The organism is Mycobacterium sp. MAC_080597_8934, assembly GCF_000523975.1.
GTDB lineage: Bacteria > Actinomycetota > Actinomycetes > Mycobacteriales > Mycobacteriaceae > Mycobacterium > Mycobacterium avium.
This window is the reverse complement of record NZ_JAOS01000023.1, coordinates 274,839-298,240: the sequence shown is the minus strand read 5'-3', so window position 1 is coordinate 298,240 and position 23,402 is coordinate 274,839. Positions and strand designations below refer to the sequence as shown.

Annotated in this window: 24 protein-coding genes and 1 tRNA gene; 12 read left to right on the top strand and 13 right to left on the bottom strand. The window is 69.3% G+C overall.

Annotated elements, in window-relative coordinates:
• Position 1 precedes the first annotated feature (1 nt).
• The 10 genes from kdpB to NF20_RS13975 all read right to left on the bottom strand — a co-directional run bounded on the left by kdpB (position 2) and on the right by NF20_RS13975 (position 9,576).
• Positions 2-2,152, bottom strand: coding sequence for a potassium-transporting ATPase subunit KdpB (gene kdpB, locus NF20_RS14020; RefSeq protein ID WP_023869583.1), 2,151 nt, complete (start codon positions 2,150-2,152; stop codon positions 2-4).
• A complete protein-coding gene (gene kdpA, locus NF20_RS14015) occupies positions 2,152-3,822 on the bottom strand; it encodes a potassium-transporting ATPase subunit KdpA (protein WP_009975278.1) in 1,671 nt (556 codons plus the stop codon). The genes kdpB and kdpA overlap by 1 nt, the downstream gene beginning before the upstream one ends.
• Positions 3,823-3,912 carry a hypothetical protein gene (locus NF20_RS28240; protein ID WP_003872722.1) on the bottom strand — a complete coding sequence of 30 codons (90 nt, stop codon included), beginning with the start codon at positions 3,910-3,912 and terminating at the stop codon, positions 3,823-3,825.
• Positions 3,909-3,992: a hypothetical protein gene (locus NF20_RS28235; RefSeq protein WP_003877549.1), complete on the bottom strand. Its 84-nt coding sequence runs from the start codon at positions 3,990-3,992 to the stop codon at positions 3,909-3,911. The genes NF20_RS28240 and NF20_RS28235 overlap by 4 nt, the downstream gene beginning before the upstream one ends.
• A 190-nt stretch (positions 3,993-4,182) precedes the next feature.
• Positions 4,183-5,721, bottom strand: a complete 1,539-nt coding sequence (locus NF20_RS14000) for a sensor histidine kinase (protein ID WP_033710675.1) — start codon at positions 5,719-5,721, stop codon at positions 4,183-4,185.
• Positions 5,718-6,491 (bottom strand): response regulator transcription factor, encoded by a 774-nt coding sequence (locus NF20_RS13995; protein WP_009975275.1) that lies wholly within the window; start codon positions 6,489-6,491, stop codon positions 5,718-5,720. Before NF20_RS13995 ends, NF20_RS14000 begins: the two co-directional genes overlap by 4 nt.
• A 208-nt stretch (positions 6,492-6,699) precedes the next feature.
• Positions 6,700-6,984: a WXG100 family type VII secretion target gene (locus tag NF20_RS13990; RefSeq protein ID WP_003874405.1), complete on the bottom strand. Its 285-nt coding sequence runs from the start codon at positions 6,982-6,984 to the stop codon at positions 6,700-6,702.
• A gap of 42 nt (positions 6,985-7,026) precedes the next feature.
• Positions 7,027-7,323: a WXG100 family type VII secretion target gene (locus NF20_RS13985; protein ID WP_003874404.1), complete on the bottom strand. Its 297-nt coding sequence runs from the start codon at positions 7,321-7,323 to the stop codon at positions 7,027-7,029.
• A 162-nt stretch (positions 7,324-7,485) separates the two neighbouring features.
• The gene (locus NF20_RS13980) at positions 7,486-8,634 is read right to left on the bottom strand and encodes a PPE family protein (RefSeq protein WP_003877554.1); all 1,149 of its coding nucleotides are present in this window, start codon (positions 8,632-8,634) and stop codon (positions 7,486-7,488) included.
• 48 nt (positions 8,635-8,682) lie between these two features.
• A complete protein-coding gene (locus NF20_RS13975) occupies positions 8,683-9,576 on the bottom strand; it encodes a PPE family protein, SVP subgroup (protein WP_033710975.1) in 894 nt (297 codons plus the stop codon).
• 353 nt (positions 9,577-9,929) lie between these two features.
• On the opposite strand from NF20_RS13975, the gene NF20_RS13970 reads away from it, so the two are divergent.
• The 10 genes from NF20_RS13970 (at position 9,930) to NF20_RS13930 (ending at position 18,812) form a co-directional block, all read left to right on the top strand.
• Positions 9,930-10,003, top strand: a tRNA-Leu gene (locus NF20_RS13970).
• A gap of 210 nt (positions 10,004-10,213) precedes the next feature.
• Positions 10,214-11,425, top strand: coding sequence for a class I SAM-dependent methyltransferase (locus NF20_RS13965; RefSeq protein ID WP_023871245.1), 1,212 nt, complete (start codon positions 10,214-10,216; stop codon positions 11,423-11,425).
• A 64-nt stretch (positions 11,426-11,489) separates the two neighbouring features.
• Positions 11,490-12,287 (top strand): hypothetical protein, encoded by a 798-nt coding sequence (locus tag NF20_RS13960; protein ID WP_003872717.1) that lies wholly within the window; start codon positions 11,490-11,492, stop codon positions 12,285-12,287.
• Positions 12,288-12,303: 16 nt separating this feature from the next.
• Positions 12,304-12,456, top strand: coding sequence for a hypothetical protein (locus tag NF20_RS27675; protein ID WP_162291294.1), 153 nt, complete (start codon positions 12,304-12,306; stop codon positions 12,454-12,456).
• Positions 12,457-12,464: 8 nt separating this feature from the next.
• A complete protein-coding gene (locus NF20_RS13955) occupies positions 12,465-13,235 on the top strand; it encodes a DUF427 domain-containing protein (protein ID WP_023871244.1) in 771 nt (256 codons plus the stop codon).
• A 390-nt stretch (positions 13,236-13,625) separates the two neighbouring features.
• Positions 13,626-14,723 carry a YncE family protein gene (locus tag NF20_RS13950; RefSeq protein WP_179143953.1) on the top strand — a complete coding sequence of 366 codons (1,098 nt, stop codon included), beginning with the start codon at positions 13,626-13,628 and terminating at the stop codon, positions 14,721-14,723.
• Positions 14,724-14,884: 161 nt separating this feature from the next.
• The gene (locus NF20_RS13945; RefSeq protein ID WP_031344293.1) at positions 14,885-16,516 is read left to right on the top strand and encodes a long-chain fatty acid--CoA ligase; all 1,632 of its coding nucleotides are present in this window, start codon (positions 14,885-14,887) and stop codon (positions 16,514-16,516) included.
• A gap of 13 nt (positions 16,517-16,529) precedes the next feature.
• Positions 16,530-17,003 carry an SRPBCC family protein gene (locus NF20_RS13940; RefSeq protein ID WP_009975342.1) on the top strand — a complete coding sequence of 158 codons (474 nt, stop codon included), beginning with the start codon at positions 16,530-16,532 and terminating at the stop codon, positions 17,001-17,003.
• 27 nt (positions 17,004-17,030) lie between these two features.
• On the top strand, positions 17,031-17,918 hold the full coding sequence (locus tag NF20_RS13935; protein WP_023900126.1) for a class II glutamine amidotransferase: 888 nt from the start codon (positions 17,031-17,033) through the stop codon (positions 17,916-17,918).
• Between the two features lie 24 nt (positions 17,919-17,942).
• Positions 17,943-18,812, top strand: coding sequence for a patatin-like phospholipase family protein (locus NF20_RS13930; RefSeq protein WP_033710971.1), 870 nt, complete (start codon positions 17,943-17,945; stop codon positions 18,810-18,812).
• Positions 18,813-18,837: 25 nt separating this feature from the next.
• Here the strand turns inward: NF20_RS13930 and NF20_RS13925 are convergent, their stop codons facing one another.
• A complete protein-coding gene (locus NF20_RS13925; RefSeq protein WP_023861803.1) occupies positions 18,838-19,908 on the bottom strand; it encodes a patatin-like phospholipase family protein in 1,071 nt (356 codons plus the stop codon).
• A 111-nt stretch (positions 19,909-20,019) separates the two neighbouring features.
• On the bottom strand, positions 20,020-20,400 hold the full coding sequence (locus NF20_RS13920) for a lipoprotein LpqV (protein WP_050594181.1): 381 nt from the start codon (positions 20,398-20,400) through the stop codon (positions 20,020-20,022).
• 186 nt (positions 20,401-20,586) lie between these two features.
• Here NF20_RS13920 and NF20_RS13915 point away from each other — a divergent pair, with 186 nt between their 5' ends.
• Positions 20,587-21,180: a cysteine dioxygenase gene (locus tag NF20_RS13915; RefSeq protein ID WP_003872707.1), complete on the top strand. Its 594-nt coding sequence runs from the start codon at positions 20,587-20,589 to the stop codon at positions 21,178-21,180.
• A complete protein-coding gene (locus NF20_RS13910; RefSeq protein WP_003872706.1) occupies positions 21,180-21,617 on the top strand; it encodes a rhodanese-like domain-containing protein in 438 nt (145 codons plus the stop codon). The genes NF20_RS13915 and NF20_RS13910 overlap by 1 nt, the downstream gene beginning before the upstream one ends.
• On the opposite strand, the gene NF20_RS13905 is transcribed toward NF20_RS13910, so the two are convergent.
• Entirely contained in the window at positions 21,614-23,398 is a 1,785-nt protein-coding gene (locus NF20_RS13905) for an alpha/beta hydrolase (protein WP_019733635.1), read from the bottom strand. The genes NF20_RS13910 and NF20_RS13905 overlap by 4 nt on opposite strands.
• Positions 23,399-23,402: the final 4 nt, after the last annotated feature.

Here is a 23,402-nt window from a genome sequence, read left to right as displayed (position 1 = left end):
GTCAGGACATCCCGGGGACGAATTGGACGATCAGGTCGATCGCCTTGATTCCGATGAACGGGGCGACGATGCCGCCCAGGCCGTAGATATACAGGTTGCGGCTCAACAGCTTCGACGCGCTGCTTGGCGTGTACCGCACACCGCGCAGCGACAGCGGGATCAGCAGCACGATGATGATCGCGTTGAAGATCACCGCTGACAGGATCGCCGACTGCGGGCTGTGCAGCCGCATCACGTTGATCAGATCCAGGCCGGGGAACAGCGCGACGAACATCGCCGGGATGATCGCGAAGTACTTGGCGATGTCGTTGGCGATCGAGAAGGTGGTCAGCGCCCCGCGGGTGATCAGCAATTGCTTGCCGATCTCGACGATCTCGATGAGCTTGGTGGGGTCGGAGTCGAGATCGACCATGTTGCCGGCCTCTTTGGCCGCCGACGTGCCGGTGTTCATCGCCACCCCCACGTCGGCTTGGGCCAGGGCGGGCGCGTCGTTGGTGCCGTCGCCGGTCATCGCCACCAGCTTGCCGCCGGCCTGCTCCCGCTTGATCAATTGAAGCTTGTCCTCGGGGGTGGCCTCGGCGAGGAAGTCGTCGACGCCGGCCTCGTCGGCAATTGCCTTGGCGGTCAACGGATTATCGCCGGTGATCATCACCGTCCGGATGCCCATCCGCCGCATCTCGTCGAACCGTTCCCGCATGCCCTGCTTCACCACGTCCTTGAGGTGGATGACACCGAGCACCCGTGCCCGGCCGTCGACGCTCTCGCCGACGACCAGTGGTGTGCCGCCGCCGGCGGAGATGCCGTCCACGATCTCGCCGAGCTGGTGCGGGACGCTGCCGCGTTGGCTGCGTACCCATTCGGCGACCGAACTGGCCGCCCCCTTGCGCAGGGAGTGCCCGTCCAGGTCGACCCCCGACATTCGGGTGGTGGCCGAGAACGCCACCCACTGCGCCTGGGACAGCTCGCCGGGGGTGCGCGCCCGCAACCCGAAGTGCTGCTTGGCGAACACCACAACCGAACGGCCCTCGGGTGTTTCGTCGGCCAGGCTGGACAGCTGCGCGGCGTCGGCCAACTCCTCGGGAGACACGCCGGCCAGCGGGATGAAGGCGGCGGCCTGCCGGTTGCCCAGCGTGATGGTGCCGGTTTTGTCCAGCAGCAGGGTGTTGACATCACCGGCGGCTTCCACCGCCCGCCCGGACATGGCGAGCACGTTGCGCTGCACCAGCCGGTCCATGCCGGCGATGCCGATGGCCGACAGCAGCGCCCCGATGGTGGTCGGGATCAGGCACACCAGCAGCGACACCATCACGATGCCGGTGACGCCACTTGTGTTGAGCGCCTGGGTATCCGGGACGCCCGGGTTGTTCACCTTCGAGTAGATGGCCAGCGGCTGCAACGTGGCGACGGCGAACACGAAGATGATCGTCAGCGCGGCCAGCAGGATGTTCAGCGCGATCTCGTTGGGTGTCTTCTGCCGGTTGGCGCCCTCGACGAGGGCGATCATCCGGTCGATGAAGCTTTCGCCCGGCTTCTGGGTGATCTGCACGACGATGCGGTCGCTGAGCACGGTGGTGCCGCCGGTGACCGCCGATCGGTCCCCGCCGGACTCGCGGATCACCGGTGCGGATTCGCCGGTGATGGCCGATTCGTCCACCGACGCAATGCCTTCCACCACATCACCGTCGCCGGGGATCACCTGCCCGGCCTCCACCACGACGATGTCGCCCTGTTGCAGCGCGGTGGCGGCGACGGCCTCCTCGATCCCGGCCGAGCCGGGCGCCCAGTCGCGCAGGCGCCGCGCCATGGTCTGGGTTTTGGCCCGGCGCAGGGTTTCTGCCTGGGCCTTGCCCCGGCCCTCGGCCACCGCCTCGGCGAGGTTGGCGAACAGTACGGTGAGCCACAGCCAGATCACGGTCAGCCAGGCGAACCAGGTCGGGCCGACGATCGCCAACACCGTGCTCCACGCCGCGCCGATTTCGACGATGAACATCACCGGGTTGCGCCACAGCGTGCGCGGGTCGAGTTTGCGCAGCGCGTCCGGGGTGGAGCGCCACAGCATCTTCGGGTCGAGCAGGCCGCCCTGCACCCGCTTGGTGCCGGCCGACGGCGCCGGATGCGCCTGCTCGGCCGGGTCGATCGCGGTCACGGTCATCAGTGGATTCCTTCGGCGAGAGGCCCGAGCGCGAGCATGGGCAGGAACGTGAGGGCGACGACGATCAGCGTGACGCCGGCGACCATGCCGACGAACTGGGGCCGGTGGGTGGGCAGGGTGCCCGCCGAGTCCGGGGTGCTGCCCTGCCTGGCCAGCGAGCCGGCCAGCGCCAGCACCAGCACGATGGGCAGGAAGCGGCCGAACGCCATGGCCAGGCCCAGGGCCGTGTTGTACCACTCGGTGTTGGCGCTCAGTCCGGCGAAGGCCGACCCGTTGTTGTTGGCCGCCGAGGTGAACGCGTACAACACCTCCGACAAACCGTGCGGACCGCTGTTGGCCATGCCGGCGCGTTCACCGGGCAGCGCCATCGCGATCGCGGTGCCGGTCAGCACGATCAGCGGCGTGACCAGGAAATAGCTTGCGGCGAGCTTGATTTCGCGCGGGTTGATCTTCTTGCCCAGGTACTCCGGGGTGCGCCCGACCATCAGCCCGGCCACGAACACCGTGATCACCGCGAGCACCAGCATGCCGTACAGGCCCGAGCCGGTGCCGCCGGGCGCCACCTCACCGAGCTGCATGTTGAACATGGTGATCATGCCGCCGAGGCTGGTGAGCGAGTCGTGCGCGGAGTCCACCGCGCCGGTGGAGGTGAGCGTTGTCGCCGCGGCGAACACGCCCGAGTCGGGAACGCCGAACCGCTGTTCGACGCCCTCCATCGCCGCGCCGACCGCGCTGGGCACCGTGCCGTGATGCTGCAGCTGGAACCACAGCATGAAGCCGGTGCTCAGCAGGTACAGCGACGCCATCACCGACGCAATCGCGTAGCCCTGCTTGGGGTTACCCACCATCCGCCCGAAGGTGCGGGGCAACGAGAAGCCGATCACCAGGATCAGGAAGATCTCCAGCCAGTTGGTCCAGGCGGTCGGATTCTCGAACGGGTGCGCGGAATTGGCGTTGTAGAAGCCGCCGCCGTTGGTGCCGAGTTCCTTGATCACCTCCTGGCTGGCCACCGGGCCGCCGGGGATGGTCTGTGCGGTGCCGCCCAGCGTGGTGACGACCTGGTCGTGCAGATGGAAGTTCTGGATCGCCCCGCCGGCGACCAGCAGCACGGCGCCGACGATCGAGATGGGCAGCAGGATGCGCAGCGTCCCGCGCACCAGGTCGACCCAGAAGTTGCCCAGCTCGCCGGTGCGCCGGCGGGCGAACCCGCGCACCAGGGCGACGGCCACCGCCATGCCGACGGCCGCCGAGACGAAGTTCTGCACCGCCAAGCCGGCCATCTGCACCAGGTGGCCCTGGGTGGTTTCCCCCGAGTACGCCTGCCAATTGGTGTTGGTGACGAAGCTGACCGCGGTGTTCCACGCCAGCGAGGGCGTCATCTTGGTGGCCGGGTCATGCAGGTGCAGCGGTAGCTTGCCCTGCACCAGCTGCAGCACGAACAGGAAAATGATGCTGACCGAGGAGAACGCCAACACACCGCGGGCGTAGGCGCCCCAGGTCTGTTCCGAGCGCGCGTCGACGCCGATGAGCCGATAGATCGTCCGCTCGGCGGCGAGGTCCCTGTCGGTCGTGTAGACACGAAACATGTAGTCGCCCAAGGGAACATGGACCACGACCAACGCCGCGACGAGGACGGCGAGAAAGATCAGTCCCGCGGTTGTGCTGCTCACCTAGAACCTCTCCGGGAACAACAGCGCGCCCGCGAGAAAGAGCGCGATGAGAATGGAAAGCACCAAGCCGACCGTGTTTTGGTAGTTCATAGCCGTTCGACCAGCTTCTGGGCCACGCCGAGCGCCGCGAACACCGCCACGGTCAGCACCAGATACACCACCACGCCCATCCTGTCTCCGTTCCGCGCCGATCACCTGCATACGAAAAGGGCTCCGTCGAGCCGGCCCGAAGCGGGGCTCTCGAGGCGAAGTCAGCTTGAAATTAATCGGGCCCGCGCTGCCAGGGCCTTTGGTTGACGGTTTCCTAACGGGGCCGTAGTGCACCTTTACGGTTTGTTAACGCCCCTTGCGGTGGGGCCGTCAAAGACCCGCTACGCCAAGGGTTCCCGGTCCGTCGATCAGCGGGAGCCGGACCCGGAACACCGTCCTGCCCGCGGTGGATTCGACGCCCACCGAGCCGTGGTGGGCCTTGACGATCGAGCTGACGATGGCCAGCCCCAGCCCGTGGCCCGAGCCGTCGGACCTTGACTTGTCGGCCCGGACGAACCGCTCGAACAGGTTGGGCAGCAGGTCCGCGTCGATGCCGGGGCCGTCGTCGGTGACGGTCAGCTCGGCGAACGGCGCCTCGCGGCCGCCGCGGTGACAGCGGATCGCGGTCGTCACCGTGACCCCGGGTGGGGTGTGCACGCGGGCGTTGCCGAGCAGATTGCTGACCAACTGATGCAGCCGGGCCTGGTCGCCGCGCACCCATACCGGTTCGTCGGGCACGTCTTTGACCCAGTGGTGGGTGGGGGCGGCCACCATCGCGTCGTTCACCGCGTCGCTGACCACCTCGGTCAAGTCGACGTCCTCGGACTGCAGGTCCTGGCCCTCACCCAGCCGGGAAAGCAGCAGCAGCTCGTCGACCAGGAGCGCCATCCGCCGCGCCTCCGACTCGATGCGGGCCAGCGCGTATTCGGTGGTGGGCGGCAGCGTCGAGCTGTCCTGACGGCTCAGTTCGGCGTAGCCCTGAATGGCGGCCAGCGGTGTCCGGAGCTCATGGCTGGCGTCGGTGATGAATTGGCGCATCCGCAGATCGGAGTCGACCCGATGCGCCAGGGCGCTATCCACGTTGTCCAGCAACCGATTCAGCGCATGCCCGACGATCCCGACCTCGTTTTGCGGGTCGGTGTCCTGCGGTTGCACCCGGACCGTGATCCGGTGGTCGTCGTCGGTGAGCGGCATGGCGGCGACGTGGGCGGCGATCGCCGCCAGCCGGCGCAGCGGGCGCAGCGTGTAGCCGACCACCCACACCGTCAGCCCGGCGGTGAGCAGCAGCGCCGATGCGGTCAGCGCCACGGTGGTGAGCTGTTTGCGCGCGATGATCCGGTCGGCCAGGTTGTGTGACACCCCGACCACCAGCACGTCCGAGCCGTTCACGGTGCTGTTGACCCGGTATGGCCCCAGCCTGCCCAGGATTTCGGTGCGCGGCGGGCTGTCCTTCCACGACTGGGCGGCGAGGTCGCGGACGACGTCGGGCGGTGCGGGCCGGGGTTCGTCCTCGGAGAAGACCGCCGAGCCGATCACGGCGCCGTTGCGCAGCACCGCGATCAGGTTCCCCGGCGTCTGGCCGGTGAATTCCAGGATGGCCTGTTGGATCGGCGGGGTGCCCGCATGTGGCGAAACATGTTCGCCGTTGCGGTATTTGGTGTACTGGTGGCTGAACGCGTCCAACGATTCGGCGACGTCGGCGTCGCTCATGGCGTTGACGTAGCCACGCAGGCTCAACACCGAGACGAAGCCGACCGTCACCAGCACCACGCTGACCACCGCCAGCACGCCGAACAGCAGTTGGCGGCGCAGCGAGGAGGGAAACCACCGGGGAAATCCCCCGGATGCGGTGTCGCGGTCTCGGGTCATTCCGCCGGCCGCAGCATGTATCCGACACCGCGGACGGTGTGGATCATCGGCTCGCGGCCGGAGTCGATCTTCTTCCTCAGGTACGAGATGTACAGGTCCACGATGCTGGTGCGCCCGGCGAAGTCGTAGTTCCACACCCGGTCCAGGATTTCGGTGCGGCTGAGCGCGCGGCGGGGGTTGCGCATCAAAAAGCGCAGCAGCTCGAACTCGGTGGACGACAACGACACCGGTGTGTCGCCACGGGTGACCTCGCGGCTGGCGGTGTCCACCACCAGGTCGCCGACCTTGAGGGTTTCGGCGGTCGGGGCGGGCTGCTGGCTGGCGCGGCGCAACAGCCCGCGCAGCCGGGCGACCAGCTCCTCGAGGCTGAACGGTTTGGTCATGTAGTCGTCGGCGCCCGCGGTGAGACCGGTCACCCGGTCCATCACCGAGTCGCGCGCGGTGAGGAAAAGCGTTGGCGTGTAAGCGTCGGACTGACGCACCCGCTCCAGGATCCGCAGGCCGTCCACGTCGGGCAGCATGATGTCGAGCACCAGCACGTCGGGGGCCGCCCGGTCGAACTTGGCCATGGCCTCGCGTCCGTTGTGGGCGATGTCGACCACCCAGCCCTCGTAGTGCAACGCCATCTTCACCAGGTTGGTCAGCGCCGGCTCGTCGTCGACCAGCAAAACCCTGATCGGTGACCCGTCGGCGCGGTAGATCCTGGGCAACTGCCCCAGGATGGCCTGGCGTGGCCGCTGCGCGGCTGATTGTCCCGACATTACGGTCATGCTCCTACATTCTGGCGACGCACACATAGGACTGTCACCGAGTTCATAGAGTTCTCAAATGTGGGAGCCGGGGTGTCGCGGCCGGCGCGGCTATTTCCGCGCGGCGGCAACCGGATCTAAAAGCCTTGCCGCACAGGCGTATCGGTGTGCTCTATCGACGAAAAACGGGGCCGCGCACCAGGCGCGGCCCCGTTTTTCGAGACGGTTGTCAGGCCCAGCTGGACCCGACGGCGCTGTCGGTGCTGGCCATGTTGCTGCCCGCGGTCTGGACCTTCTGGCCGTGGGCGTTGGCCTGCTCGTAGATCACCTGGAAGTTGCGACCCAACTGGGTGATGAACTCCTGGCAGGCCACCGAACCGGCACCGCCCCAGAAGTCACCGGCAGCCAGCACATCACGAATGATGGCCTGGTGCTCGGCCTCCAGGGACGCGGCCTGGGCGCGGATGAGCGCACCGTGGGCGTCGACATCGCCGAACTGGTAGTTGATGCTCATAGCGATTGCTCCTTAAAAGTGTTGGACGGCAGCAGTTCTGGGCTAGCTGCTGAGGATCTGCTGCGAAGCCTGCTCTTGCTGCTCGTAGTTGTTGGCGTCGCGGATCAGCCCGTCACGCACCCCGTGCAGCATGTTGACGATGTTGCGGAAGGCCTGGTTGACCTGACCCATCGTGTCGTACGAGGTCGCCTGGGCCTGACCACTCCAGCCCGCACCGGCGATGTTCATCGACGACGCCCACATCTTGCGGGCCTCGTCCTCCACGGTCTGGGCGTGCACCTCGAAGCGGCCCGCCATCGCCCGCATTTCGTGCGGGTCGGTCATAAAACGTGTTGCCATCTCGGCTGTCTCCTATCTTGAAGCTTCAGTTCGCCGAAGTCTTAACAGTTGTAATTGATGCGGTGGTGGCCGCGTTGGAAATAGATTACGGCCTGCCGGTTAATTGCTCGCCTCAAACGGGTGACATCTACCCCCTTATTCGCCTTATCCGCGGTCTCATCGTTAGACGACGACCTGTTTGGGCATGACGATCGGCTTGAAGCCGTACCGGGGTCCGCTGCCGTAGGCGCCGGCGCCCTTGGCCGCGGCCGCCGCCCCCGGCATGCCGGGCATCGCGGTGACCGGCTCGGCTTCGGAGGCGACGGTCCAGCCCGAGCCCTCCAGCGGGGCGGCCGACGAGGCCAGCGATGTGGCCGGCGCGGCCGCCGACCAGCTGGCGGGCACCGACAGCCCGCCCACCGCGGACGCCTCGCCCACCGCCGCCGACGCACCGGCGCCCGTCACCGAGCCCACCATCATGCCCGGCGTGATGGCCGCTCCCGCCGCCGGCGCAACCGAGTCGGTGAGCGAGAACGGGATCGCCGGCACGGTCCCCAGGGTCTTGCCCAGCGACACCGCGTTCGGGATGGTGGCACACACCCACCAGGCTGCGGTGTTGATCGCGCCGTTGGTCGCGTTGAGGAACGACGGGGTGCCCAGCAGATCGTCGATGGACTGCAGCAGGCCGTCGGTGGGGGGCGACGTGATCAGCGACGAGAGGTCTAGACCCGCCGTCTGCGCCGTGCTGTTCGTCGCGTCGAAGGCGACGGCGCCGTTGTCAACGGCCGCGGCCGCTCCGGGGTTGGTGGTCGAGGTCAGCGGCGTCACCGGCTGCAGCACTCCGGCGGCCGCCGAGGCCGCCTGGTAGGTGGCCATCATGGTGGCGTCCTGCACCCACATCTCGGCGTACTGCGCTTCGGTCGCCGCGATGGCCGCCGAGTTGACACCCAGGAAGTTGGTCGCCACCAGCGTTGCCAGCAACGACCGGTTGGCGGCGATCACCGGCGGCGGCACCGTCGCGGCGAACGCCGCTTCGTAGGCGGCCGCCGACGCGGTGGCCTGCGCGCTGGCCTGCTCGAGCGCGGCCGCCGTGGTGGTCAGGTAGGACACGATGGGCTGCGCCGCGGCCGCCGCCGCGGCCGACCCGCCGCCCGTCCACTGTTCGGTGGTCAGCAGCGAGATGATCGACTCCCATTGGCTGGCGGTGCTGCTCACCTCGGCGGACAGGTTGGCGTACGCCGTCGCCGCCGCCATCAGCGGGCCCGAGCCCGCGCCGGCGTACATGAGCGCCGAGGTGATTTCCGGTGGAACCGCCGCAAAGTCAAGAACCATTTGTGTATCCCGCTCCTCGAATCGGTTGAAAACTGTTGCCTGGGTTGCCTAGACCGTCGCCGGCTTGGGCATGACGATCGGTTTGACGCCGTAGCGTGGCGCCCCGAAACCGGCGCTGTTGCGCGCCATGGTCCCCACCCCGGGCATGCCCGGCACCACCGTGCCGACGCCGGCCTGCGGAGCGGCGGCGGTCCAGCCCACCGTTTGCAGCGGCGCGCTGCTGGAACCGACCACCGGGGTGGTGCCGGCCCAACTCGGCGGCACGGACAGTTTGCTGACGGTGGTCGCCTGGCCCATCGCGGCGGCCGGCATCGCACCCATGCCCGCCACGCCACCGACACCGGCCCCGCCCACGCCGGTTTCCACCGGTGCGGTCGAGGTGGCCAGGTCGGCCCCGGCGGCGGCGTCGGCGCCGGAGGTGTCCAGCAGCCCACCACCGGCCAGGCCGAGCAGGTTCGAGGTGGCCGACGCCCAGTTGCCGATACCGATGTTGCCGATGTTGGCGCCGTTGCTCGACAGGCCGAACATGCCGCCCAGACCGCCGCTGGACTGGCCGTTGAAGCACAGCAGCCACGCCAAGATGTCGATCGGGTTGGAGCCGGTGGCCGCGCTGGCGGTGGGGTCCGCGGCGCTCAGCGCCTGCATCGCGGTCTGGCTGGCGTTGACTGCCTCGGTGTCGCCGTAGCTGTTGGAACTGATGCCCAGGGTCTGCGAATACTGTTCCAGCAGCGTCTGCGCCTCGGACGCGATCGCCTGGTACTGGGTGCCGTAGGCCGAGAAGATGGCCGCCTGCTGGGCCGACACCGGGTCGGCGGCGGCGGGGGCGATGGCGGTCGTCGCCGAGGCCGCGCCGGCGTTTTGCGCCGCGAGATTGCTGTTGATCCCACTGAGCAGCGCCTCGGCGGCTAACATCTCCTCAGTCGTTGTCGTCAGGAATGACATCCATTGCTCCTCGTGCTCAAGCTGGCCGACCCCCGGTGTGGATCGACCCGTGCGCTCGCCTCGCGGCCGCTGTGCGTGGGCAAGACGCTATCGATCCACGACCCCACGTTCCCGATCGAAAGGCCTGAGATGACAGCCGTTTACGGCTTCTTAACGACGAGGGCGGCAGTTTTAACACGGTCCTGTCGGACGACATCCGCCTGTCATCTGGAGTAAACGCCCGCCGGAAGTAATCGCGCGCGGCGCGCGGATCCTAATACACGCTCAGCGGAACCGCATGTTGTACGTCTGGCAAATTGCCGACCCGACGCGGTGCGGTGAAACCAGCCGCCACGCGCTAGATTCGCCGCCGGGCCCCCATAGCCCAATTGGCAGAGGCAGCGGACTTAAAATCCGCCCAGTGTCGGTTCGAGTCCGACTGGGGGCACCGAAACTCCCGGCCGGACGCGCCGGGTCCGTGACCGTCCGGGGCGCCGCGCCGCCCGGTGGCCGAAATGAGCACCTAATCGCTTGGCGCAGAGGCGAATTCGAAGTATCCGCCCGGGTGGCCAACGACGAGCGGGCTCGCAGCCGTCCGGCCGAGTAAGTTGGTCGCGAGCGGTGCGCGACCGAGCACCACGAAGGAGCCAGCGCGACGGTGTCCGAGGATGCACGGGCCGACGGTGTCTCGCGCCAATACGATCGCTGGCAATACCCGCCGCCGGTCACCGACCTCGACGCGTGGACGACAAACCACTGGGACTGGTTCGACCCGTTCTGGGCGCATCGGCTGCTGTGGCCCGACCGCGACTACCGACCCGACCTCGACATCCTCATCGCGGGGTGCGGCACCTTCCAGGCGGCCGTCTACGCCTACACCAACCGCGCCGCCAAAGTGGTTGCCATCGACGTCAGCCGGACGGCGCTGGACCATCAGCAATTCCTGAAGGACAAGCACCGGCTGCACAACCTGGAGCTGCATCGGCTCGCGATCGAAGAGGTCGCCGCGCTGGACCGCGACTTCGATCTCATCGTCTCCACCGGCGTGCTGCATCATCTGGCGGATCCGCTGACCGGGCTGACAGCGCTCGGTCGGTGCCTGCGGCCCGACGGGGCGCTCGGCGTCATGCTCTACGCCAGCTACGGCCGGATCGGCGTCGAGATGCTGGCATCGGTGTTTCGCGACCTCGGACTCTCCCAGGACGAGGCCTCGGTGGAACTGGTCAAAGACGCGGTGGCGGCGCTCCCGGCAGACCACCCCGTGCACACCTATCTGAAGGGGGCCCGCGACCTGTCGACCGATGGCGGGCTGGTCGACACCTTCCTGCACGCCCGGCAACGCAGCTACACCGTCGAGCAATGCCTGGAGCTGGTCGCCGCGGCCGGGCTGGCGTTCCAGGGCTGGCTTCGCAATTCGCCGTACTACCCGCACGACGCGCTCTTCGGGGGCGCCGCAACCCAATTCCAGTCGGCCCTGAACCGGTTGCCCGACACCACGTTGTGGTCGGTGATGGAGCGCCTGCAACCGGCCAACGCCACCCACTTCTTCCTCGCCTGCCGGCCGGAGCGCCCACGGGAGCGTTACAGGATCGATTTCTCGTCGCCGACGTATCTCGGCTATGTCCCCGGGCTGCGGACGGCATGCCTGCTGTCCGGTGACCAGATCCACCTGCCGGGCGCCAAACTGACGCTGACCCCGGCCCAGCTGCCCTTTGTCCAACAGGTCGACGGCCGGCGCAGCATCGCCGAGATCATCGACGGGGTGGCGGGCGCCGGCCGGGATGACCGGGCGCGGGAGTTCGGTCGTCGACTGTTCGAGTCGTTGTGGCGCCTGGACTTCCTGGCGATGGGGCTGGCCCCGGGCCGTTAGTGGACCAAGAGTTTGGGCCAGCCGCCGGCGGCGGCGCCGACGGCCACTCATACACTGACCCAGCATGGGCATGCTGTTCGGCCTCGCGCCGTGGATTGTGTATTGGGTGTTGGTCGGTAACGTTCCGTTCGTGGCGGCCGTGCTGGTCGCGCTGGCGCTCGCCGCGGTCAGCCTGGGCCTGGGCGGGGTGCTGCGCAGGCGCTGGCAGCTCTTCGACTTCGCTTCTGTGGCAGTGCTTTTGGTTCTCGCCGTGCTGGCCTTCACGCTCAGCGAGTCGTTTCTGCAGCGGTGGATCCTGCCGCTGAGCAACGCCGGGATCTTCCTGGCGGCGCTGGCGGGGATGCTGATCGGGAAGCCCTTCGTGGCCGAGTTCGCCGCCGCCGAACAGGCTCCCGACGTCGCCAAGACCGAGTTGTTCGGCCGGATCGTGAAAATCCTCGGCTGGATCTGGGTGGCGACGTTCGCCGGGATGACGGTGTCGTCGGCGATCCCGTCGGTGCTGCAGGGATCCGCCGGGGCGGCGCCCGCCTACATGCTGGACACCAAGACCCCGCTGTCCTTCCTGTGCTACTGGATCATTCCCTTTGCGCTGCTGGGCCTGGCGGCGGTGGTCTCGCGGCTGCTGCCCGACCGGATGCTGATCGGCATCGACGACCTGGAGCGGGAAACCTCGTTCGTCGCCTACGACGAGGCCACCATCGACGAGCTCTACTTCCTGGCCCAGGAACACGCCAATCGCGAGGTCGGCCCCGGCAAGGAGGCCTACGCCGTCAAGGTCGGCGGCATGGGAACTCCGTTGACCGGGGACGAATCTCGAAAGTCGTGGCCGTCCACCTACAAGGTGCGCGACAAACGGCGCTGAGGGCTACGTTGTGGTGATGGACGCGCCCAGCCCCGACGCCATCCGCGCCGAGACGATCACCATCACCGGCCGCGGCGGCGACGAGATCGAGGCCTACCGGCCGGAGGCCGCGGCGATCACGAGAGCGATCGCCCACGCGCCGGCCGGACTGGCCGCCAAGGACCAGTAGGGCCGACGATGCCCGCCGAACCGGACTACCCGCAGATGGCGGCCGCGCGGGGCCGGATCGAACCGGCGCCGCGGCGGGTCCGCGGTTATCTGGGCGACGTGCTGGTCTTCGACACCACCGCCGCCCGCTACGTGTGGGAGGTCCCCTACTACCCGCAGTACTACATTCCACTGGCCGACGTGCGCACCGAGTTGCTGCGCGACGAAAACCACGCTCAGCGAGTGCAATTCGGCCCGTCGCGGCTGTACTCCGTGGTGGCCGGCGACCGCACCTGTGAGTCGGCGGCCCGGGTGTTCGACGCCGACGGCGACGGCCCGCTGGCCGGCACCGTGCGGTTCGAATGGGATCCGTTGCGCTGGTTCGAAGAAGACGAACCGATCTACGGCCATCCACGCAACCCGTACGCGCGGGTGGATGCGCTGCGCTCACACCGACACGTGCATGTCGAACGTGACGGAATCACGTTGGCGGACACCAGATCTCCCGTCCTGCTGTTCGAAACCGGTTTGCCCACCAGGTACTACATCGATGCCACCGACGTCGACTTCGCGCATCTGGAGCCCAGCGCCACCCAGACGCTGTGCCCCTACAAGGGAACGACGTCGGGCTACTGGTCGGTGCGGGTCGGCGACGTCGTGCACGAAGACCTGGCCTGGACCTACCACTACCCGCTGCCCGCGGTCGCCCAGATCGCCGGGCTGATCGCGTTCTACAACGAAAAACTGGACATCGTCGTCGACGGGACCCCGCTGCCGCGCCCGCACACCCAATTCAGCTGAGCCGGCCCCGATGTGATATTCGCCTCTCGTACCGCCGATACTGAGAATTCCTCAGCAAAGCAGCCCGCGAACATGCGCGGGCGCGGTTAGCGGCGCGGATGAAATCCCCCGCATGCGCGTTTGCCACGGTTTCGCTGCGGGTAAGCGACTGCGATACAGCGTGATTGGAAGTCTGAGCAGAACCTGAGTGCACCGAGTGACGTAGCTAACGTCGAGCATTTCCGAGCTGCAGTGAGGCGAATTTTGGCCAGTAGACTACCGAAAACCAGTCTCGTCAGTGCCTTTCGGTGCTGAAAGCCGGTGAATCCGGTGGCCAATTCGTCGTGACCGTATCGGCGGCTACGCCACCTGGCCACCCGGGCCGACAAACACAGCAAAGGCGGTACCAGCGTGAGTGATGCAAACGGGCCTACGGCCCGATTCGGGATCGACAACACCGCGGTGGTCAAAGTCCCTGTTCACCACGGCCCGATCAGCGACATCGACGTCAGCCCCGACGGGCGCCGGCTGCTGGTGACCAACTACGGCCGCGACACCGTGTCGGTGATCGACACCCACACCTGCCGCGTCGCGAGCACCATCGCCGGTCTGAGCGAACCGTTCGCGGTGGCCATGAGCGCCGCCGACCCGAACTACGCCTATGTCAGCACCGCCACCGCCGCCTACGACGCGATCGAAGTCATCGACGTCGTCACCAACTGGCGCATCGCCACGCATCGGCTGGCGCACAGCCTGAGCGATCTGGCGGTCAGCCCGGACGGGCGGTACCTCTACGCCAGCCGCAACGCCGTGCGCGGCGCCGATGTGGCGGTGCTGGACACCACCACGGGCGAGCTCGAGGTGATCGAGCTGGCCGCCGCGGCCGGGACGACCACCGCCTGCGTGCGGGTCAGCGCCGACGGTCGCCGGCTGTTCGTCGGCGTCAACGGGCCCAACGGCGGCGGCCTGGCCATCATCGAAACCCGCACCCGCACCGACGGCCGCCGGGTCGGCGGCCGCTCCCGCCTCGTCGGCACCGTCGAGCTCGGGCTGCCCGTCCGCGATGTGGCGCTCGGCAACGACGGCAACACGGCGTATGTGGCCAGCTGCGGCCCGGTGGTGGGCTCGGTGCTCGACGTCGTCGACACCCGGGCCGCCACCATCGTCAGCACGCACAAGATCAACGAGATCACCGGGCCGCTGACCCGGATGACGCTGAGCCGCGACGGCGAGCGCGCCTACCTGATCAGCGACGACCGCGTCACGGTGCTGGGCACCCGCACCCAGGACGTCCTCGGTGAGGTCAGGGTGACCAAGCACCCGTCGGCCCTGGTGGAAAGCCCCGACGGTAACTACCTGTACGTCGCCGACCACGCCGGGGTGCTCAGCGTGGCCCGGCTCCCCTCGGGGACCGCACCGGCCGCGCCGTGCAGCGGCGCCGACGAGGACGACGACGCGACCACCGGTTGGCTGCCCGAGCTGGCGCCGTGGGAGCCGGTGCTGGCCTAGCTGCACCCACCGCCCGAGCCGGCCGCCAAAGTCGGGCCCGCCGAACGGGATCGGGGCCGTGCGGCCCGCTCGGGGTCTGCCACAATCGCCGGATCCGGGCTTAGGGTGGGAAAGCGGCCGGCGGCGCGGCGCCGTCGGCCCCGATGCGGAGGCGGTGCGCAGTGGACGGCACGATGCAGGACTTTCCGTTGACGATCACCGCGATCATGCGTCACGGCTGCGGCGTGCACGGGGCGCGCACCGTGACCACCGCGACCGGAGACGGTTACCGGCGCACCAGCTACCGCGAACTGGGCGACCAGGCCGCCCAGCTGGCGAACGCGTTGCGCGGGCTCGGGGTGACCGGGGACCAGCGGGTGGCCACCTTCATGTGGAACAACGCCGAGCATCTCGCCGCCTACCTCGCCGTGCCCTCGATGGGCGCGGTGCTGCACACCCTGAACATCCGGCTGTTCCCCGAGCAGATCGCCTACGTCGCCAACGAGGCCGAGGACCAGGTGGTGCTGGTCGACGCGTCGCTGGTCAAACTGCTCGCGCCGGTGCTGCCCGGCCTGCACACCGTGCACACGGTGATCGTGGTCGGCGACGGCGACACCGAGCCGCTGCGGTCATCCGGCAAGACGGTGCTGCGCTACGCCGACGTCATCGGCGCCGAGCCGGCCGAATTCGACTGGCCGCGCATCGACGAGAACTCCGCGGCCGCCATGTGCTACACCAGCGGCACCACCGGGAACCCGAAAGGCGTTGTGTACAGCCATCGTTCGAGTTTCCTGCATACGATGGCCGCGTGCACCGCCAACGGCATCGGGATCGGGGCCAGCGACAGCCTGCTGCCGATCGTGCCGATGTTTCACGCCAACGCCTGGGGCCTGCCCTACGCGGCGCTGATGGCCGGCGCGGACCTGGTGCTGCCCGATTGCCACCTCGACCCCCGCTCGCTGGTGCGGATGGTCGAAGACCTGCGGCCCACCGTGACCGGTGCGGTGCCGACCATCTGGAACGCGGTGCTGCACCACCTGGAAGACGAGCCCGACCACGACATGTCGTCGCTGCGGCTGGTGGTCTGCGGCGGCTCGGCCGTACCGGTGTCGCTGATGCGCACCTTCGAGGAGAAACACGGCGTGCAGATCCGGCAACTGTGGGGCATGACCGAGACGTCGCCCCTGGCCACCATGGCCTGGCCGCCGCCGGGAACGCCGGAGGACCAGCACTGGGCGTACCGGGGCACACAGGGCCAACCGGTCTGCGGGGTCCAGATGCGCATCGTCGACGACGACGGCCGCGTCCTGCCCAACGACGGCACCGCGGTGGGGGAGGTGGAGGTGCGCGGCCCGTGGATCGCCGGCTCCTACTACCTGGGACGCGACGACTCGAAGTTCGACTCCGGCTGGCTGCGCACCGGCGACGTGGGCCGCATCGACGAGCGGGGCTTCGTCACGCTGACCGACCGGGCCAAGGACGTCATCAAATCCGGTGGCGAATGGATCTCCTCGGTGGAGCTGGAAAACTGCCTGATCGGCCACCCCGACGTGGTCGAGGCCGCGGTGGTGGGAGTGCCCGACGAGCGGTGGGAGGAACGCCCGCTGGCCGTGGTGGTGGTCAAGGACGGCGCCTCGGTCGACGCCGACCAGCTGCGAAAGTTCCTGGCCGACAAGGTGGTCCGCTGGTGGCTGCCGGAGCGGTGGACGTTCGTCGACGAGATACCGCGCACCAGCGTCGGCAAGTACGACAAGAAGGCCGTCCGCTCCCGCTACGCCGACGGCGGCTACCGGGTGATCGAAGCGCGCGACTGAAAGGCTTGGCACAGTGGCAGATTCACTCGTCGTCGCCCAATCCGTCGTCGCCCCCGTCGCCGCGCCGGACGCGTTCGGACGCACGCTGCCGATGCCGCTGCCGACGCTGTTCAACCGGTGGTACGGCCCCTTCCCGCCGATCAGGGAGGTGCGCGGACAGACCGGGGACTGGGACGCGGCGGGCCGGCAGCGCATCGTGCACCTGGCCGGCGGTGCCAGCATGCGCGAGGAACTGACCAGCGTCGACCCGCCGCGGTCGTTCGGCTACCGGCTCAGCGGCATCACCGGCCCGATGGCGCTGCTGGTGAATCATGTGCTCGGCGAATGGGTTTTCACCCCGGCGGCCGGCGGAACCGAGATCACCTGGCGCTGGGACATTCATCCCAGGTCACCGCTGACCGCCTGGGCGCTTCCACTGCTGGGCAGGATGTGGAAGGGCTACGCGCGACGCGCGCTGGACAACCTGGTGGCCTTGCTCACCCGCTGAGTCCCCTGGCCGTTACGGTAAGAGCCCATGTGTCGACTCTTCGGCCTGCACGCCGGGACACGCGCGTGCACCGCGACCTTCTGGCTGCTCGACGCGCCGGACAGCCTGGCCGAACAGAGCCGGAGAAACCCCGACGGCACCGGACTGGGAGTGTTCGACGAGCACGCCCGCCCGCAGCTGCACAAGGAGCCGATAGCCGCCTGGCGGGACGCCGCGTTCGCGCGCGAAGCGCATCAGCTGACCGGCACCACCGTCATCGCCCACGTCCGCTACGCGACCACCGGGTCGCTCGACGTCCGCAACACCCACCCGTTTCTGCAGGACGGCCGGATCTTCGCGCACAACGGGGTGCTGGAGGGGCTCGACGTCATCGACGCGCGGCTGCGTGAGGTCGGCGTCGACGGGTTGGTGTTGGGCGACACCGACTCCGAGCGGGTGTTCGCGTTGATCACCGCCGCGATCCGGGCCCGCGACGGCGACATCACCGCGGGCCTGGTCGACGCCGTCCGATGGCTGGCCGAGCAGGTCCCGATCTATGCGGTCAACCTGCTGCTGAGCACCGCCACCGAGATGTGGGCGCTGCGCTACCCGCACACCCATCAGCTCTACGTGTTGGATCGCTCCGCCGACGCGGCCCGGCAACCCGAATTCGACTTGCACACCATACGAATTCACGCGCGCTCCCAGCAGCTGCGCACCCGGCCGTCGGTGGTGTTCGCCACCGAACGCATGGACGCCGACCCGCGTTGGCGGCTGCTCGAGCCGGGGGAGCTGGTTCACGTCGACGCCGGGCTGCGAGTCACCCGCCGCCTGGTGCTGCCCGACCCGCCCCGGCGGCTGCTGCGCCGCGACGAGTTGAGCACCCCGGTGCGGGACTCCCAGCACGCACTGCCCGACACCCGGCGGGCCGGCTGAGGCCGTTTGGCAGAGTGGTTCGACGTGACAACCAAACGCGCCCTGGTGCTCGCCGGCGGCGGGATCGCCGGAATCGCCTGGGAGACAGGTGTTCTGCGGGCCATTGCGGACGAGTCGCCGGCCGCGGCGCGGCTGCTGACCGAATCCGACGTGCTGGTCGGCACGTCGGCGGGCTCGGCGGTCGCCGCCCAGCTGTGCAGCGGCCACACCCTCGACGCGCTGTTCGATCGGCAGGTCGCCGCCTCCTCGCCCGAAATCGATTCCGGGGTCGACGTCGAGGCCATCACCGAGCTGTTCCTGACCGCCCTGGCCGAACCGTACGACGACTCGGAGGACAAGACCCGCCAACAATTGCGGCGCATCGGGGCGGTGGCGCTGGCCACCGACACCGTGCCGGCCCCGGTGCGCCGCCGCGTGATCGCGGCGCGGTTGCCGTCGCACCGGTGGCCGCGACGGGCGTTGCGGCTCACCGCAATCGACGTCGACAGCGGCGAGCTGACCGTGTTCGACCCGGCGTCGGGCGTCGACCTCGTCGACGCGGTGGCGGCCAGCTGCGCGGTGCCCGGGGCGTGGCCTCCGGTGGCCATCGGCGGCCGCCGCTACATGGACGGCGGGGTGGCCAGCTCGGTGAATTTGGGGGTGGCCGCCGACTGCGACGTCGCGGTGGTGCTGGTGCCCTCGGGCGTCGACGCGCCGTCGCCGTTCGGCGCCGGCCCGGCCGCGGAGATCGCGGCGTTCCCCGGCCGGGCGTTGGCCGTCTTCGCCGACGACCGCTCGCTGGCGGCGTTCGGGCCCAACCCGTTGGACCCCGGCTGCCGGGTGCCCTCGGCGCGGGCCGGCCGCGAACAGGGCCGCCGCGAAGCCGCGGCCGTCGCCGAATTCCTGGGTGTGTGACGAATCCCGTTGCCGGGCAATCAGTTCAGCGCTCGACCGCGGGGCGGTCGTCGTCGCCGTCCTCGAGGGCGTCGAGGGCTTGGTCGGCCAACGCCCGCCCCGCGTCGATCACCTCCACCGCCCGGTGGAATTCCAGGCCCCGGCAGATCGAGCGGGGGACCTCGATGAGCAGGTCGGGCGGGTAGACGGCCAGCGTGTGCCGCGCCAGCGCCGCCTGGGCGATGTCGATGGTGCGGTTCATCACCTCGAAGCTGCCCAGTTTGGGCACATCCGTTGCCGCGCCGGGCAATTCGACGGCCTCGTCGTCGTCATCGGCGAGCACCGGCTGGTCGGGTTCCTCGGGATTGTCCGGCCAGGCGTCGGCGTCGCCGCTCGGCCCGCCCAGCCGGCTCAGCACCGCCCGCGCGGTGGGCCGATCGAGCAGCGAGCGGGCGGCGGCCGTGTCGAACAGCGCCGAGGTGCTGCGCATCATGCGGGTCAACCACTCGGCGGTGGCGGCCGGTTCGGCCTCGCGACGGGTGATCGCCTCGCTGCCGGACAGGTTCACCGCGATGGTCAGATCGGCGTTGACGGCCGAGAGCGGGGCCATCGGCAGCGGGTCGAGGATGCCGCCGTCGGCCAGCAGCCGGCCGTCGAGGGTGTGCGGGGCGATCACCCCGGGGATCGCGATGGACGCGCGGATCGCCTCGTCCAGCGGCCCGCGCTGAAACCACACCGACTTGCCGGCCAGCAGGTCGGTGGCCACCGCGGTGTAGGGGATGCGCAGGTCCTCGATGGCCACCGGCCCCAGGATGTCGCGCACCGCGTCCAGGATCTTGCCCGCCCGCATCACCCCGGCCGCGCTGATGGACGGGTCCAGCAGCCGCAGGATGGTGCGCTGGGTCAGCGACTTGGCCCACTCGGCGAACTCGTCCAGCCGTCCGGCCGCTTGCAGGCCGCCGACCAGCGCGCCCATCGACGAGCCGGCGACGCCGACGATGTCGTAGCCGCGGGCTTGCAGCGCCTCGATCACCCCGATGTGGGCGTAGCCGCGGGCGCCACCGCTGCCGAGCGCGAGTGCCACCCGAGTCGGTGCTGATCGACGTTCCTCAGGCACCCCTCCATTTTGCGCGGCGGCCGGCTAGCGGGCGCTCGCGGCGGTCGGCGGGCGCGGCCGGGCAGTTTTTTCAACCGTGATCGCAATTGTCCTTGTCCAACCGGGGTGCCGTCACCCGCATTCGTCGTTGGCGGCCGCCCGGGCGGCGACGATCACGGCCGCCTGCCGGGCCGGCGCCAACGCCGACCACGGCGTGTTCCAGCTGCCCGCGGTGCCCGACGGCGATGCCTGCACCATCGACAAGTACGGCTCGAACAGCGACGCACCCGTCTTGGGCTGGGCCTCCATCCACTCCTTGGCGGCGTGACAGGCCTGGTAGTACTCCTCTTCGGTGGAGTCCGCCGGGATGTCGATCCGGGTCGTCACGCCGCCCGGGGACAGCCCGACGGCGCCGGCGGCGCCGCGGCGGGCCGGCGGGGATACCCGATTGCCGCGCCGGTGCGGGCGCCGGCGCGCCGCGCGGGCGCCGTGCGAGCACCCGGGGGCCGCCATCACAACCCCCAGCACGATGCCCACCAGAACGACCGCGCCCGTCGCCGGGACCGATCACCGCGCCAGCGCACGGTCCCAATCTATGCAACACTGGCTGCCGTGATGGAGCGCTTCGGATTTTGCGAGTGTTGTCGGCCGTAACACGCCGCCGCCCGATCCGTTTTCGCTCCCTGGAGTCCTTTCCTCATGCCTGTCCCCGCCGCCACCCTGGCTGCCCTGCGCCCGCCTTTCCCGTCGTCGCCGTCGCCGGGTCCGACCCGGTTGCGGGTGCCCGACCTGCTCTATGCCACCGATCAGGCCGCCGACGACGTGCTCAGCGGGCGCTGCGACCACCTGCTGCCCCCGGGCGGCATCCCGGCGTCGCGGCGCTGGTTCACCCGCATCCACGGCGACGAGGAGCTCGACGTCTGGCTGATCAGCTGGGTGCCCGGCCACCCGACCGAACTGCACGACCACGGCGGGTCGCTGGGCGCGTTGACCGTCGTCTCCGGATCGCTGAACGAATACCGTTGGGACGGTAGGGCTTTGCGACGCCGCCGGCTCGACGCCGGCGATCAGGCCGGCTTCCCGCTGGGCTGGGTGCACGACGTGGTGTGGGCGCCCCGGCCGGTCAGCGGGCCGGTCAGCCGTCGGGCCGTCGCCGCCGCCCAGGCGGCGCCGACGCTGAGCGTGCACGCCTACTCGCCGCCGCTGACCGCGATGTCCTACTACGACATCACCGAGCGCAAGACGTTGCGTCGGCAACGCACCGAACTGACCGACCAGCCGGAAGGATCGTGATGAGCCGCATCGACGTCGTGTTGAGGTCCGCCCGGCGCCGGTTCCGCCGGCTGCCCGCCGTCGAAGTGCCCGACGCGGTGCGCCGCGGCGCGGTGCTGGTCGACATCCGGCCGCAGGCCCAGCGGTTCCGCGAGGGCGAGGTGCCCGGCGCGCTGGTGATCGAGCGCAACGTGCTGGAATGGCGCTGCGACCCGACCAGCGAGGCCCGGCTGCCCGAGGCCGTCGGCGACGACGTCGAATGGGTGATCATCTGTTCGGAGGGCTACACGTCCAGCCTGGCCGCGGCCGCGCTGCTGGACATCGGCCTGCACCGCGCCACCGACGTGATCGGCGGCTACCACGCGCTGGCCGGGGCCGGGGTGCTGAGCCGGCTGGCTGGCGGTCCGGTCGGCGCCCCGCTGGCCAACACCGGCGCCGGCGAGCGCCGCTGGATCTAGCCGTTGGCGTGCAGCAGCGGCCGCAGCCGGTCCGTCTTGTCGGGTGTCCACCCCGGCGGTGACAGCACCGCCGCCCAGGCGTCGGCGACGTCGGCGACGTAGTGGTGGCCGTGCCCGTCGGGCACGTTCTGGGCGACCGCCATGTCCGCCGAGACCTGCAGGAACGTCACCACCGGGATCCAGGTGGTCTCCGGCAGCACGTCGTAGCCGCGGCGCTCCTTGAGCCAGTCCGGCCGGGCGAACAACAGGTCGGTGGTCCACCAGGCGATCGGATCCGAGGCGTGCTGCAGGTAGACCACCCGCGGGTGATCCCACGGATCCTTGGGCCGCGCCAGGTTCGCCGCGCGCGCCACGAAGCGGACATTGCGGCCGTCGTTGTAGATCGGCAACCACTCCGGTGACCCGGCGTCGCGCGTCGACGTCAGATCGGTCCAGATGGTGTTGTTGAACGTCGGGCCGCTGAACAGGGCGCCGTCGGTGCGGGCCAGCACGTTGTTCAGGCTCATGAACGGCGCCTCGCCGCCGAACGAGCCCAGGCTCTCGCCGAACACCACCAGCTTGGGGCGCTGAGCCTCGGGCAGCTGGCGGACCAGCCGGTCGACCGCCTCGAACAGCGCCTGACCGGCGTGCCGGGCGTTCTCCTTGTCCACCAGGAACGACAGCCAGCTGGGCAGGAACGAATACTGCATGCTGACGATCGCGGTGTTGCCGTTGTACATGTACTCCAGCGCGGTGGCCTCGGCCTCGTTGATCCAGCCGGTGCCGGTGGTGGTGGCCACCGCGACGACGGCGCGCCGCAGCCCGCCGGTGCGCTGCAACTCCCGGGCGGCCAGCTCGGCGGTGGCGGTGATGCCGTCGGCGGAGTTCAGCCCCGCGTAGGCGCGGATCGGCTCGGTGGCCGGGGCGCCGTTGAACGCGGTCAGCTGTTCCACCCGCGGCCCGCCCTCGATGAAGACGCGGCCCTGGTGGCCCAGCGACTCCCAGGACACCAGCGACTCCGGGCCGCCGGAGCGCAGCGGGGTTTTCGGCGGTGCGGTGTCCGGGCTCATCTCGTTGTTGGCGGAGGCGAAGGTGTTGTTCATGGTGCGCATGGCGAACTTCAGCACCACACCGTTGAGCAGGGTGATGGTGAGCACCACCAGCAGGGCCACCACGATGGTCGCCGACAGCCGAAACGGCGCGATCCGGTCGAGCCGGCCGACCAGGAAGCTAACCAGCCAGCGGGTGAATTGGCCGATCTCGACGCAGGTGAACAGCACCACCAGGGACAGCACCCCCGCCACCGGGTAGTCGTACCACTTCAGGTGCGCCACACCCATCAGGTCGCGCACCTTGTCCTGCCACACGTGGAACCAGATCGCCATCAACACCATGCCGACCGCGCCGACCGGGATCAGGATCTTCCAGGCCCAGCGCGGCGGCGGGGGACTGGACGGTTTGGCCCACAGGTACCGGTAGAGCCAGACGGCGAAGACGCCCAGCCCATAGCCGATGGCGCCGGAGATGCCGCTGACCAATCCCTGGAATATCGCCCCGCGCGGCAGCAGCGACGGGGTCAGCGAGAACCAGATGAACACCAGCCCGACCGTCGTGCCGGTGAACGTGTAATGGCGTACCCACCAAGGTTTTTCGGGCTGCGGTGTGCCCGGGGCGGGCGCTTTCGGTGCGGGGTGCTCCGCGACGGCGGTCTGCGCGCCGGTTCGGGTCCCGTCCGGCGCCGTTTGCTGCTGCGCCGGCTCGTCGCCGGTGTCGGTGTCGGTCGCGGAACCCGGTTCGCTCATCGAG

What these genes read in the sequence shown, in the direction of transcription:
- NF20_RS13910 (WP_003872706.1), top strand. Translation starts at nt 21,180, where the DNA reads ATGAGCCGCATCGACGTCGTGTTGAGGTCCGCCCGGCGCCGGTTCCGC.
- NF20_RS28235 (WP_003877549.1), bottom strand. Translation starts at nt 3,992, where the DNA reads ATGGGCGTGGTGGTGTATCTGGTGCTGACCGTGGCGGTGTTCGCGGCG.
- NF20_RS27675 (WP_162291294.1), top strand. Translation starts at nt 12,304, where the DNA reads ATGGACGCGCCCAGCCCCGACGCCATCCGCGCCGAGACGATCACCATC.
- NF20_RS13960 (WP_003872717.1), top strand. Translation starts at nt 11,490, where the DNA reads ATGGGCATGCTGTTCGGCCTCGCGCCGTGGATTGTGTATTGGGTGTTG.
- NF20_RS13985 (WP_003874404.1), bottom strand. Translation starts at nt 7,323, where the DNA reads ATGGCAACACGTTTTATGACCGACCCGCACGAAATGCGGGCGATGGCG.
- NF20_RS13915 (WP_003872707.1), top strand. Translation starts at nt 20,587, where the DNA reads ATGCCTGTCCCCGCCGCCACCCTGGCTGCCCTGCGCCCGCCTTTCCCG.
- NF20_RS13955 (WP_023871244.1), top strand. Translation starts at nt 12,465, where the DNA reads ATGCCCGCCGAACCGGACTACCCGCAGATGGCGGCCGCGCGGGGCCGG.
- kdpB (WP_023869583.1), bottom strand. Translation starts at nt 2,152, where the DNA reads ATGACCGTGACCGCGATCGACCCGGCCGAGCAGGCGCATCCGGCGCCG.
- NF20_RS14000 (WP_033710675.1), bottom strand. Translation starts at nt 5,721, where the DNA reads ATGACCCGAGACCGCGACACCGCATCCGGGGGATTTCCCCGGTGGTTT.
- NF20_RS13990 (WP_003874405.1), bottom strand. Translation starts at nt 6,984, where the DNA reads ATGAGCATCAACTACCAGTTCGGCGATGTCGACGCCCACGGTGCGCTC.
- NF20_RS13975 (WP_033710975.1), bottom strand. Translation starts at nt 9,576, where the DNA reads ATGTCATTCCTGACGACAACGACTGAGGAGATGTTAGCCGCCGAGGCG.
- NF20_RS13980 (WP_003877554.1), bottom strand. Translation starts at nt 8,634, where the DNA reads ATGGTTCTTGACTTTGCGGCGGTTCCACCGGAAATCACCTCGGCGCTC.
- NF20_RS13920 (WP_050594181.1), bottom strand. Translation starts at nt 20,400, where the DNA reads ATGGCGGCCCCCGGGTGCTCGCACGGCGCCCGCGCGGCGCGCCGGCGC.
- NF20_RS13995 (WP_009975275.1), bottom strand. Translation starts at nt 6,491, where the DNA reads ATGACCGTAATGTCGGGACAATCAGCCGCGCAGCGGCCACGCCAGGCC.
- NF20_RS13905 (WP_019733635.1), bottom strand. Translation starts at nt 23,398, where the DNA reads ATGAGCGAACCGGGTTCCGCGACCGACACCGACACCGGCGACGAGCCG.
- NF20_RS28240 (WP_003872722.1), bottom strand. Translation starts at nt 3,912, where the DNA reads ATGAACTACCAAAACACGGTCGGCTTGGTGCTTTCCATTCTCATCGCG.
- NF20_RS13935 (WP_023900126.1), top strand. Translation starts at nt 17,031, where the DNA reads ATGTGTCGACTCTTCGGCCTGCACGCCGGGACACGCGCGTGCACCGCG.